7 protein-coding genes are annotated in these 12,410 nt (G+C 48.1%); 2 read left to right on the top strand and 5 right to left on the bottom strand.

Annotated features, from left to right (window positions below; all coding sequences use genetic code 11):
• Positions 1-92: 92 nt before the first annotated feature.
• Positions 93-626 (bottom strand): dual specificity protein phosphatase family protein, encoded by a 534-nt coding sequence (locus tag QUB26_RS02900; protein WP_333212627.1) that lies wholly within the window; start codon positions 624-626, stop codon positions 93-95.
• 57 nt (positions 627-683) lie between these two features.
• Between QUB26_RS02900 and QUB26_RS02895 the strand changes: the two genes are divergently transcribed.
• Entirely contained in the window at positions 684-1,322 is a 639-nt protein-coding gene (locus QUB26_RS02895) for a pentapeptide repeat-containing protein (protein WP_333239222.1), read from the top strand.
• 97 nt (positions 1,323-1,419) lie between these two features.
• Here QUB26_RS02895 and QUB26_RS02890 read toward each other — a convergent pair whose 3' ends face one another.
• The gene (locus QUB26_RS02890) at positions 1,420-2,484 is read right to left on the bottom strand and encodes a TIGR03032 family protein (protein ID WP_333239220.1); all 1,065 of its coding nucleotides are present in this window, start codon (positions 2,482-2,484) and stop codon (positions 1,420-1,422) included.
• Positions 2,485-2,768: 284 nt separating this feature from the next.
• Here QUB26_RS02890 and QUB26_RS02885 point away from each other — a divergent pair, with 284 nt between their 5' ends.
• The gene (locus QUB26_RS02885) at positions 2,769-7,052 is read left to right on the top strand and encodes an FG-GAP-like repeat-containing protein (RefSeq protein WP_333239217.1); all 4,284 of its coding nucleotides are present in this window, start codon (positions 2,769-2,771) and stop codon (positions 7,050-7,052) included.
• An 88-nt stretch (positions 7,053-7,140) separates the two neighbouring features.
• Here the strand turns inward: QUB26_RS02885 and cruG are convergent, their stop codons facing one another.
• From cruG to QUB26_RS02870, 3 genes are all read right to left on the bottom strand, one after another.
• Positions 7,141-8,343, bottom strand: coding sequence for a 2'-O-glycosyltransferase CruG (cruG, locus tag QUB26_RS02880; RefSeq protein ID WP_333316492.1), 1,203 nt, complete (start codon positions 8,341-8,343; stop codon positions 7,141-7,143).
• A gap of 232 nt (positions 8,344-8,575) precedes the next feature.
• On the bottom strand, positions 8,576-9,517 hold the full coding sequence (cruF, locus tag QUB26_RS02875; protein WP_333239214.1) for a gamma-carotene 1'-hydroxylase CruF: 942 nt from the start codon (positions 9,515-9,517) through the stop codon (positions 8,576-8,578).
• Positions 9,518-9,759: 242 nt separating this feature from the next.
• Complete coding sequence (locus tag QUB26_RS02870; RefSeq protein ID WP_333316490.1) at positions 9,760-12,375, bottom strand: CHAT domain-containing protein; 2,616 nt, start codon at positions 12,373-12,375, stop codon at positions 9,760-9,762.
• Positions 12,376-12,410 lie beyond the last annotated feature (35 nt).

Below are 12,410 nucleotides of genomic sequence, written 5' to 3'. Positions count from 1 at the left end.
CCGCCCAGAAAGGACGGGCGGGACGCCCATCCCACAACAGTCATGAAAAGTGGATTTTATTTAATTCTCATCCCTAACGGTGCAACCGGAGTTCATATAACAGGACGACCATCATCTAAAAGAGCATTAAGTTCTCCGGCAACTTGCCAAGGGTTTCGACCTTTGAACAAAGCAGCAAACACGGCTTCATAGGGATTTCTACCAGTTTTTTTTACTGCTGCGATCGCCTGTTTGTTAGATAATCCCCGCCCGCTAACCAACCAAGCAGCCAAAACCTGTCCTGTACGTCCGATCCCCCCAGAACAGTGAACTACGACCCGTTCGCCTTTGCTATTTGCAGATGCCAAAAATGGTAATATGCGATCGAGCAAAATATCCCTATCTACCAATTCAAAATCGGCAATCGGAGCCCAGCAAACTCGATCGCACCCAAAGATATTCCGATACGTTCCCAGTAAGTCCCCGTAGCGGATGAGTTGGGAATCGGGAAGCAAACAGCAAACTTGCTTGATATTGTGCCCCTGCATAAATTCAATCCACTCAGCAATTTCTGCATCGCGATATCCAGGTCTCGCTGCACCAAATACAATTAATTCAGTCTCCGAAGCCGCCGCAAATTTGTGCATAATGTTTTCAATAATTTTACCTATAATTAAGAAATACCAACAAATCCTGAATCAACAGTGAAAAACAAGAGTTCGATCGCCCTAATGAACTGGCTGCAACCCAAACCAGAAACCGTTTTGCTATGCGACTCAAGTGCAGCAGCTTCTGACATGGCATTTATGCTCAACGGTGAGTGGGATGGGTGCAATAGTTTGGTGCTCCCTAAATCCGACAAGGTAGCAATTGAAGCAGCCGCTAGTTTGCTGGAGACATCGTGGTGCTACCAAAATACTTGCGAACCGGTTTTAATTCGGCTGGAAGTTGACGAATTGCTGCGCCGTTATGGGATTGGAGACAGGTTTTTTATTAATGCTAACTTGCGATGCGCGCAATTGAGCGAATTTTGCTTGGAAAACATTGATTTGAGTTATGCTAAATTAAATTTGGCTAACCTCAGTGGCACTAATTTAAGCAAAGCAAACTTAATGGCGGCACAGATGCAGTCGGCAAATTTGAGTGGCTGTAACTTGAGTAAATCGCAACTTGTGAGGGCGAATTTATTAGGAGCAAATTTATCGGATGCTAATCTCAGAGGTGCCGATCTGAGTTATGCAGATTTAAGCAATGTTTGCTTAACAGGTGCTGACTTAAGAGGTGCAAATTTAGCGAGAACAGACTTAAGAAAAACAAGCTTAGATGGGGCGATTTTTGAGTAATACCAAATCCCGCTTAAATACTTTCTCTCACACCCCGTGGGTAAATCCTGTAAACATTTATCTGCGTTAATCCGCGTATATCCGCCCCCATCTGCGGTTAAAGTTCCAAAGTAATTAACTGAGCAATTTCATCCGTTTGAAAACCCAACGCCATCGGCTTTTGTACTTGAGGAATCACCTGAACATCATAGAGTTCTGTGACAATTCCTTCAAAGCGCAACCAGTGAACGATCGCCCCATTCGTCAAATCAATCACCATCATACCACAGCGAGCCTCAGCATCCTTGGCCAGCAACAGCTCATCCAATTCTAAACCGCTAAAAGTGTTGTCACCTCCCCGAGGTTTCGAGAGTCCGACAATTGCCCAATTTTGCCAAAAAGCTAGTCCTCGCACGTATCCCGGACAAAACGTAATCGCCTCAAATTTCCCTGTATCTAAATCCACATAACCGAATTCTCCTCTCCCCGAATTCAGCAACCACAACTTGTCTTGATACCAGCGGGGTGAGTGCGGCATTGACAATCCCGTAACGATAATATCATTAGATTCAATATCAATAACTATACCGCCGTTTTGTCTGCGATCGCGCCAGCCATCCACCACATCCGACTGACTCGACGCTGTGACATATTTCGCCTCCCCAGCTACCATAGCCAAACCGTTGAGGTGACAGCGGTCTTCGTTGATGTATTGTGAGATAAAACCTGGTTTCCAGACAGGTTTGCAACTGTGGCGATCGCTCAAAGTAGCGATACAATTAAACAAAGTGCTAATAAAAATGATTTGATTATTTTTATCGACTGCGATATCGTGAATGTCGATATCTCCTGTAGTATAGCCGATTCTTGGTATATATAATTTATCGTATCCTTGGTATAATTTCCCGGCTTCTAAGACATTATCTAATTGCCAAAGTTGATATTTTGAACTTAAATAAATGCGTTCCGGCGTGTAGTAAAGCCCCATTGCGCGATCGAATATTCGCCAAAAAGCCGAGATTCTGTTGGTTTCTGGCACAGCACCAATTAACATTAACCTACTGGTTTGATAGGTAGTGCAAGCGAGGCTGATTTGTTGTTGGGTTAACCAAGATGGCAAATCGCGATCGCCAAAAATCTCGTGTTCGGAGACTTTATTGAAATTTGTGCGATCGTTATTCATAGAATCACTGAGCGTAATTGCCTAAAATCAATAATCTCATAAAGCCGTCGCCGCGCCACTGTAAATAGCTGCGGGTTTTGATGATTCGTGTAAAATTACTTAGAAAAACATAAAAATTTGTAAATAAGGGAACTAAAGCATTGACAGTGCGCTCCAATCCTACTAAGTAGTAGTTAAAAATCTAGCCTGCGATCTGCCACCCGGTAGAAATCCCGCATCTCAACTCAAATCAGGTGAGAGAGCCTTTGGTGCTGGCCAAAGCATTTTAGTGGAAGTAAAAAGATATGAAAACTCTCGTTCAAATTAAGTCTCAAAAAAAAGTTTTTCCCAAGGCTTGTGACATTAGCAACCAACAAAGGGAAATAGTCATCCTTGACCCCACAATACCCGACAGCAACCACATAGCCTCTGGTATCAAAAGGGGTACTGCAACCTACATCCTCAAAAGCCAGCCGGATGCCCTAGAGCAAATCACCACACTTTTAGCTCAGCATACAAGCATCGAAGCGCTACACATCATCTCACATGGTACCCCTGGCAGCCTATACCTAGGCACAACAGAACTTAACAGCAGCAACATACACAACTACGCCCAACAGTTGCAACAGTGGCGAAACAGCCTCATTGCCAATGCCAGCATCATCTTATATGGATGTAACGTAGCAGCAGGCGACAGAGGACACCAATTCCTGAATCAACTTTACCAACTCACAGGCGCAAACATCGCCGCTAACCCCACTACCACGGGTAACAGCAAACTAGGCGGCAACTGGGATATCTCTCAACTCATCCCCCCATCCCCGCAAGCGCCCAAACTTGCTCTGACAAAAGCCACCCTCAAAACCTATACCGGCGTACTAGGCTTTCCCACCCATGTCACCTTCGCAACTGGCATTAGCCCCATCTCCCTCAGCATCGGCGACATCAACGGCGACGGTAAACCGGATTTAGCTGTGGCCAACAGAGACAGCAACAACGTCTCGATCCTGCTCAACACCACCGCCCCCGGAGCCACCACCCCCACTTTCACCACCAAAGTTGACATCCCTACTGCCACTACCTCCACCTCCGTCAGCCTCGGGGATTTCAACGGCGACGGCAAACCGGATTTAGCTGTGGCCAACAGAAACAGCAACACTGCCTCGATCCTGCTCAACACCACCGCCACCGGAGCTACCACCCCCACTTTCGCCCCTAAAGTTGACTTCCCTACTGGCACTAACCCCTGGCCCCTCAGCATCGGCGACATCAACGGCGACGACAAACCAGACTTAGCAGTGGCGAACTATATCAGCAACAACGTCTCCATCCTGCTCAACACCACCGCCACCGGAGCCACCACCCCCACTTTCGCCACCAAAGTTGACTTCCCTACTGGCACTAGACCCGAATTCGTCACCATCGGCGACCTCAACGGCGACAACAAACCAGACTTAGCAGTGGCAAACGAGAGGAGCGCTAGCGTCTCCATCTTGCTCAACACCACCGCCACCGGAGCCACCACCCCCACCTTCGCCACCAAAGTTGACCTCCCTACAGGCTCTCAGCCCAGATCCGTCAGCATCGGCGACATCAACGGCGACGGCTTCCCAGACTTAGCAGTGGGAAACTGGGGCAGCAACAACGTCTCCATCCTGCTCAACACCACCGCCACCGGAGCCACCACCCCCACTTTCGCCACCAAAGTTGACTTCAGTAGTGGGGGTGGCCCCAGATCCGTAAGCATCACCGACATCAACGCTGACGGTTTACCAGACTTAGCAGTGGGAAACCAGGGCACCAGATCCTCCATCCTGCTCAACACCACCGCCACCGGAGCCACCACCCCCACTTTCGCCACCCCAGTCACCTTCCCTACTGACACTGACTCCAGATCCGTCAGCATCACCGACATCAACAGCGACGGGAAACCTGACTTAGCTGGGGCGAACCTTGGTAGCAACAACGTATCCATCCTGCTCAACAACACCGCCAAAGTTACTGCTGTCAGCGCTACTACCGCCAACGGCACCTACGGCGTAGGTACGACAATCCCCATCACCGTTACCTTCGATGAAGCTGTCACCGTCACCGCTACTCCCCAACTGCAGCTAGAAACCGGTACAACAGATCGCTTTGCCACTTATGTTAGTGGTAGCGGGAGTACAACCCTCACCTTCAACTATGTAGTGCAAGCAGGAGACACCTCCGATGACTTGCAATACCTCGCCACCAACGCCCTCACCCTCAACGGCGGCACCATTAAAGATAATTTGGATGTAGATGCTCTCTTAACTCTCCCCGCCTTAGCCTCAGCTAACTCCCTAGGCGGTAGTAAAGCCATAGTTATCGATGGTGTTGCACCCACTGTTACTATCAACCAAGCAGCAGAACAAACCGATCCGACACCTTCTGAACCCATCAACTTTACCGTCACTTTTAGCGAACCAGTCACAGGTTTTGATTTCCGTGATATCGACTTAACTGCAAGTACAGCACCGGGAACATTAAGGCCAATCATCACAGGTAGTGGCCCTATTTACACCGTCGCTATTAACGGGATGACAGGTAGCGGTAATGTGATTGCTAGTATCAAAGCTAACGGCGTTACTGATATAGCACGCAATAACAATACTGCCAGTACAAGTACAGACAATATTGTTGTTTATAACAACACATTCCCCACAGTTACATCCATCAACCGCCTTGATCCATCTCCCACTGCGGCAGCTACTGTTAATTACGAAATTAAATTCTCTGAGGATGTTACAGGGGTTGATGTTTCTGACTTTATTTTAGTACCACCTGTTGTAACTGGTGCAACTATTGGCACTGTAACTGCTGTTGATGCTAACACTTACCAACTGCAAGTTAATACAGGTACGGGAAGTGGCGCGATCGAGTTAAAGTTGAAAGATGATGACAGCATCAAAAATAGCTTGGGAGTTGCATTAGGCGGTGCAATTACTGGTAATGGTGATTCAACAGGAGAAGTTTATAGCATTGACAAAACTGGGCCCGGTGCGAGTTTAAATGGTGTGGCTGGCATTACTAACACTGGAGGATCGAGTGAAAGTTTGAGGCTCACTTTCAGCGATAATAATGGTGTCGATGTTTCAAGTTTGGATAGTGCTGATGTTGTGCTAACTTGGTCTGGGGGTGAGATTCCTGGAGAATTTGTCAGTGTCGATACTAATACTAATGGTACGCCTCGGACAGCGACTTATTTGTTTACTCCCCCAGGGGGCAATTGGGAGAATAATGAAACTTACACTATTCAGTTGCAAGCAAATCAGGTTAAAGATAGTTTTGGCAATTTGAATGCTGCCACCAATTTCGGGACTTTAAACGTTAATATTGGCGCGGAAACACCGACACCAAGCCCTGCGGAAACACCGACACCTGCACCCGCACCCGCACCCGCACCCGCACCTGCACCCGCACCTGCACCCGCGCCTGCACCCTCACCTGCACCTGCGCCCGCACCCGCACCCGCACCCGCACCCGCACCTGCACCTGCACCCGCGCCTGCACCCGCACCCGCACCCGCACCCGCACCCGCACCCGCACCAAGCCCTGCGGAAACACCGACACCCGCACCAAGCCCTGCGGAAACACCGACACCCGCACCAACGCCGACACCGACGCCAACACCATCGGTAACGCCAATAACTAATAACATCCCGAATGATGACTGCATCTGTGATGAGATTGCCTATCCTAATTTAAACCAACCGAATAGGGTTGAAAACACCATACTCGGTGTATCGGGAATTCAAATAGGCACTGCCAAAAACGATGAATTACTGGGTAGCAACTTTGGCAATATATTCGATGCTTCTTCTGGGGATGACAACTTATATGGTGGCGACAGCAGCGACATCCTCAACGGCAACACAGGCAATGATTTTATCAGCGGTGGCACAGGGGATGATATCTTATTTGGAGATGAAAATAATGACATTATTCTTGGCAACTTGGGCAATGATTTAATCTTTGGCGGCAAAGGCAATGACTCTATCAATAGCCGCGAAGGTGATGACATCATTTATGCTAATAGAAATGATGACTTCATCGATGGTGGCAAGGATAATGACACTTTATTTGGAGGCAAAGGAAATGACATAGTGCTTGGTAGTCAAGGTGATGACTACCTGTTTGGAAACCAGGGCTCGGATACCATCTGCGGCGGTGAAGGTAATGACTTAATCAGTGGTGACGAAGGAGCAGATATCCTGGGAGGATGTGAAGGAAATGATACTCTTTACGGAGGCGAAGACAACGATACTCTCACTGGTGGGAAAGGCGATGATATTCTGTACGGAAACATGGGGAATGATAGTTTGATTGGCGGTAGCGGCAACGATATCTTTGTCTTAACAACTGGTCAAGGATTTGATATCATCGCTGATTTTACAATCGGCCAAGACTTGATTGGATTAACAGGTGGTTTGACTTTTAGCCAGTTAGCAATCACTCAAAATTCTCAGGGAAGTCTCATCAAAAATGTCTTGACAGGAGAGGAGTTAGGTGTGATGATTGGAGTGAGTGCCAATTCGATTACATCGGCGAATTTCCGGTTGATTTAGGAAATTAAGAAAAGTACGATCGCCCATTCGATCCAAAAGGGCGATCGCACTTCTACCAATTTTAAAAGAACTAGCAAAAATTTAATGATTATTCATACTTTCTGCCGCGCCACTGAGTAGGCTGATTTAAAGCCGAAATTAGAATTCGCAAAAACGCCAGCGGATCGGCTAAAGGTGACAGCCAAAACAGCCATTTACCAGATGCCCCAGTTGTATCGTAAGAAGGTGCGATCGCCAAACACAAAGCCGATCGCACTGCAACCAAAAATACATTCAATCCCAACAGCCAAAAGTGCGGAAATACACCAACCGGCGGCAGCGAACCAAACAGCAAATAGCACAACACAATCGGCACCGGCAAACCTTGAACCGCCAGCAACAGCCATAAATCGCCCCAGATTTGACCGCCCGAAGCAGCATCTTTCAAATCGAGCGATCGACCCCATTCATTCCAAGTCTCGATCGCCCCCTCATACATCCGCACCTTCAACACCTTAGCCCCATCCAAAAAGCCCACCTTAAAGCCCTTAGCAGCCGCATAGCGAGCCAAAGTCACATCATCGCAAAACGAACCTTTTGCGACCTCATAGCCCCCTAATGCCACCAAAACCTCGCGCTTACACAAGAAACACTGACCGTTCGCCATCACCCGTTCCGGCACATCCCCGCCAGTCCCCGTCGGCCCGAACCGATAAACCAAAGTCATTAACAAAGCCGGTTGCAGCCACAACTCCCCCGGATATTTGAGGATAAACTGTGGTGACAGCGAAATCAAATCGTAATTTCCAGCCGCCGCCGTCTTCAGCAAACTCGCAATCAAACCCGGATGCGGCACAGTATCCGCATCAATCCCCAAAATCCACTCGCACTTCTCCGAACTTGCCAAAAAACCCGCATTCAGCGCCCACGGACGCCCTACCCAACCCGCCGGCAGCGGATCGTCGTTAATCAAGCGAAACCGGGGGTCTTTTTGTGCTGCTGCTTTGACTAAATCTCCGGTTCCGTCTACCGAATAGCTGTCAACCACGATCGCTTCTCGGAGTTCGTAACTTTGGCTGGTTAATCCTTCCAAACAAGGCGAAATTCGATCGGCTTCGTTCAAAGTCGGTACTACCGCAGTACAACTACCCAACAAATCCAGCGTCGGCGAATCCGGTTCCAGGGGCGGGATGCGCGATGGGCCTTTAATCAAACGCGACATCAGAAGGGCGGCGGCGGGCAATTGTAGCAGCAGGAGTGCGACAGGGATGATACTTGTCAGCGATTGGGGGAACAGGTGAGGGGCGATCATGGGATTTTAGATTTTAGATTTTAGATTTTAGATTTTCAATTGAAGAATTGGGAATTACGGTTGGTGTCAATTTAAAAATTTAATAAAATTTTGACCTCAAACATATTACAGGAATTGGGAATGAAAAAATCGCCATTGAAAAACCCGGTTTCTTGTAGAAACCGGGTTTTTAAACTAGCTCAAAATTTAGTGTAAATTTTTGCTAAATCAGCCGGGGTTGCTCGCTAGTAACTTACTTACGCAAAACGCCCACGGGCTCAGGTGGAATTTGGGCCGTGATAACAGATGTATCCAAAGACGGCATTGTTTCGGTTACGTCACCTGTTGCGGGTTTAGCGATCCAGCATAACGCGATCGCCGGAACTACACCCAGAAGCACCGCTAGCGATGTCGGGAACCAGAACCGAGAATCCAAGGAAACTACAGTGATAATTGCTCCGAAAGCAAAGTTTACCAAATAAACAATTAAGGGCAAACCCAATTCCGATCGCTCTAATTTAATCGGTGTTTTTTTCCACAAGAAAGCTGCTACAGACATAAATAGCGCCCCCGTACCCATCCAACCAGCCAAATTGCGGTAAGGCATTCCAAAGAAAGCCCCAAGTTCCTCAAACTCCCAAAAAGGCACAGCAGTTTGACTCATCGCCGGATCTAGTACAAAATCCCAAGCTGTTAGCAGCAAAGCACCAAGGGCGATCGCCCCTATTTGGCGCACCCAGTTGAGTTCACCTTTACCGCCACCTACTCCAGCGCGAGCAATTATGTATGAAACCAGTCCCAAATAAAACCACGAGAGGGGGATTGTAAACGGAACCAGCCCTGCAATTTTGTAACCCAAACCGCTCAAATAATGGTAGTGGCCGAAGGGAAAACCCGTACTCGTTCCCAACAACTCGCTACTCAAGGACAAAAACACAGAAGGCACTAAAAAGGCCAGAGTTGCACCCCAACCCAACGTCCGCAAGGAATAGAGAGCAACTGCTGCTGCACCAAAGATGATATAAACTACTCCACCCCCAGCCATCCCCCACTGGAATAGCGTTTGCCCTGCTGGTGGCAAATTCATCACCAATTCGGGACGGGGTAAAATCAGCAGCAAGCCTGCCAATCCAAAAGCCATTGACAAGACGTGGGCAATTAAGCAAAAGCGCTCAGCAATCAAAAGTTGCTTCATGGGACTCCTCGAAAAAATATTAGATGCAAAAAGCACTCTTAACAGTTTACAAACTTTAACAAAAAACCAACTGCATTTCAGTTAGTTGTCTGTTGTCTGTTTTCTGTTGACTGTTGACTGTTGACGGTTGACGGTTGTCCACCGCCCGCCGATTCCCAATGCCCTGAGCAATCTAAAATCTAAAATCTAAAATCTAAAATTGTCAGATGCCCCATGCCCCATGCCCGATGCCCCATCTTAAATTACTGCCAATTGCCCACAAGCACAAAAGGTGCCCAGAAATACGGATTCTGATACTGTGGGTTTTGCAACAGCGTTAATTGAGCGTTGCGGAGGGCTTCAGCTTTGCTGGTTTTAGAAGAAGCCAGTTGCTTGTAAAACTCAGTCATAAATATAGCTGTAGATTCGTCGTTGACTTGCCAAAGGGTGGCGGCGGTGCTGCGGGCACCCGATCGAATTGCGGCCCCGGCCAAACCCAAAGCTGCGCGGTTATCGCCCGAAGCAGTTTCGCAAGCACTCAAAACCAAAAGTTCGATCGCCTGTTGTTCCTCACCAGTGCGGGCTCGCAGCAGTCGATCGAACTCCTTAACATTCACCCGATCGTCCCAAGTCACAATAAAAGTATCCGCCGCGTTCGAGCTAAATTGACCGTGAGTTGCCAAATGGACGATCGGGTAAGACAAAGCTTTAATTCGATCGTGCAACCGCCCGCTGACAAAATCTTCATTCAGCAGCGAACTCGCCGGCATCTCGGCTGCAATTTGCTGAACTTCCTCCTTCACCCCCGGCAAAGCCGAGAAGCCTTGACGCGCTTCCGAGAGGCCAGCGGTGAGCACTTTTAACTTGACTTTGTTCAGCGGTTTCGGTGCCAGCAATTGCAATCCCGGCGCCAAAGCAATATTGTATTTTTCTACCAAAAACTTTTCACCGTCGTGCAGCACAGCCATCGGCAGATTTCGCAAGTAACCGTCGAGCACAAATACCAGGGTTTTAATCCCGGCGGCGGTCAAATCCGCCTCTGCGGGGCGGATTAACCAGTCATAAACCTGTTCGACGGGTTGCCTCCTGTTGCGGGGGAAAGCAGCAGGCCTGATGAGATTTTTGGCTTGTCTGAAGGCAGTTTCCAACTCAGCTTGAGACTTCACAGTAGTGTAGCGGCGCAGGGGTTTGCCGGGAATTGACAAAATTACCTCCAAACGATCGCTCAAAATAATCGGATAAATCACCGCTGCAGTCGGATCAATTTCCTCGATCGACTTTGGTTTAGCATCAGCGCAAGCATCCCGAAAAAAGTTGTCCAATTCCGCCAACTGCAAAGATTCCACAGTTTGGCGCGCCAGTTTCAATTTAGCTTGACTGGGAGATTCCTCTTGCAAAAGCAGCCCGACTAATTCCCGATAAACCGGTTCGGCACTTTCCCGAAACGAAAATTGCACTTCGGGATTGACTGTCACCAAATCGCCCCGCAAAGAAGATAGTACATTCACAGCTTGAGTATATTGAACGATCGCCCCTTCTGTATTTCCCTGAGCTTTCCGAATCCGTCCGAGTTGCCAAAACAATTGGTAAGCAATATCGGGAGATTGAAAAGCCGGTGCTAAAGTCAAAGCCTCTGTTGTGAGATTTTCTGCTTTCTGATACTGCTGTTGGATTTCCGATAGTTTGCCTTTTGCTGCCAGAATATAAGCTTGTATCCGTTTATCGCCCAAACTGTTTGCTTTTTCGACAGAGCGATCGAGCATTGTGTCAATATCGCTTAAACTCACAGTTTTCGCAGGCGACTGAGCTAATTTCATCAAGCTTTGAGCTAGATTAATTTGAGCGTAAAGTCCGGCGCGATTCGAGCCAAATTGATCGGTTTGAGATTCGAGAGAACGCCACAAAGCCTCTGCTTCCGACCAATCTTGGCGATCGACTAACAAACTCAATTGATTTAACTTTGCCTGAATTTGTAGGGGCGATCGATCCGGCATCGCCTGGATCGATCGACCATAATACTCTAGGGCAAAGCGTTCCCAATCCGCCCGCTGTTCTGGTGTCAAACCCGGTTTATTGCTTTTAGCCCGTACCGTATTGCCCAGATTAAGATAAATTGCAGCCTCCTCTGGCCGGCTACCTAATTTTTGGGCTGCTTCGAGTCCCGCCGAAAGCACATCCTGCGATCGTTCCAGTTGTCCCAAAACCCGCAGTACCCGCCCTAAAGCATGAGTTGCCCGGACTTGTTCGAGAGAAACAGGCTGATTTTTCAAAGTTTCCAAACCCGCTGCCGAAATTTCGCAAGTTTGGTTTTCCAGCTTGAAAGAAGCTAACAGCATTTTGCAAGCCCTGGGATAAAGTCCGAGAGTTTCCCAAGCCCGACTTTGATTAATTTGAACTTGAAAAAGTTGGTTCTTTCTATCAATTTGCTCGAAAATTTTAGCAGCTTGCGTCCAAATCTCGATCGCATCTTGAGTCTGCCCCCGTTCGAGTTGCAACTGTCCTTGAATGTTGAGAGTTTCAGCTAAAATCCGCTGCTGTTCGGGAGTTTTGGCTTGTGTTCGCACAGCAGACAAACTCGAATTTACAGCTTTTTCTGCTTCTTCCCAAAGCCCCAACTGCCCATAGGTTGCAGCTAAATTGCTCAAAGCTGTGGCGCGATCGAGATTTTCGCCTTTTGCCTCAAACTGCGCCGCCGCTTGCTGCAACAAAGGTACAGCTTCCGAAAAACGTTCCTCTTGGTACAGAGTTCGAGCTTGTCGAACAAGCTGCACCGCTGGTGGTGGATTAACCTGAGCCATTCCAGGAGGAATCGCAACGGATAGCAGACAGGAAATCACAAATAACAGAATTACTTGTCGGAGCGATCGGGTAAACTTCATAGTTAGAAAATAAAATTACAAGCGCAGACACACCT

Origin of the sequence: Microcoleus sp. B4-C1, from assembly GCF_036705285.1 — a bacterium.
Taxonomy (GTDB): Bacteria; Cyanobacteriota; Cyanobacteriia; order Cyanobacteriales; family Microcoleaceae; genus Microcoleus.
The sequence above is the reverse complement of the archived record's forward strand: the minus strand, read 5'-3'. Positions and strand labels throughout refer to the sequence as shown.

Coding starts and splice junctions, on each gene's coding strand:
- QUB26_RS02900 (WP_333212627.1), bottom strand. CDS start 626: ATGCACAAATTTGCGGCGGCTTCGGAGACTGAATTAATTGTATTTGGT.
- QUB26_RS02890 (WP_333239220.1), bottom strand. CDS start 2,484: ATGAATAACGATCGCACAAATTTCAATAAAGTCTCCGAACACGAGATT.
- QUB26_RS02885 (WP_333239217.1), top strand. CDS start 2,769: ATGAAAACTCTCGTTCAAATTAAGTCTCAAAAAAAAGTTTTTCCCAAG.
- cruG (WP_333316492.1), bottom strand. CDS start 8,343: ATGATCGCCCCTCACCTGTTCCCCCAATCGCTGACAAGTATCATCCCT.
- cruF (WP_333239214.1), bottom strand. CDS start 9,517: ATGAAGCAACTTTTGATTGCTGAGCGCTTTTGCTTAATTGCCCACGTC.
- QUB26_RS02870 (WP_333316490.1), bottom strand. CDS start 12,375: ATGAAGTTTACCCGATCGCTCCGACAAGTAATTCTGTTATTTGTGATT.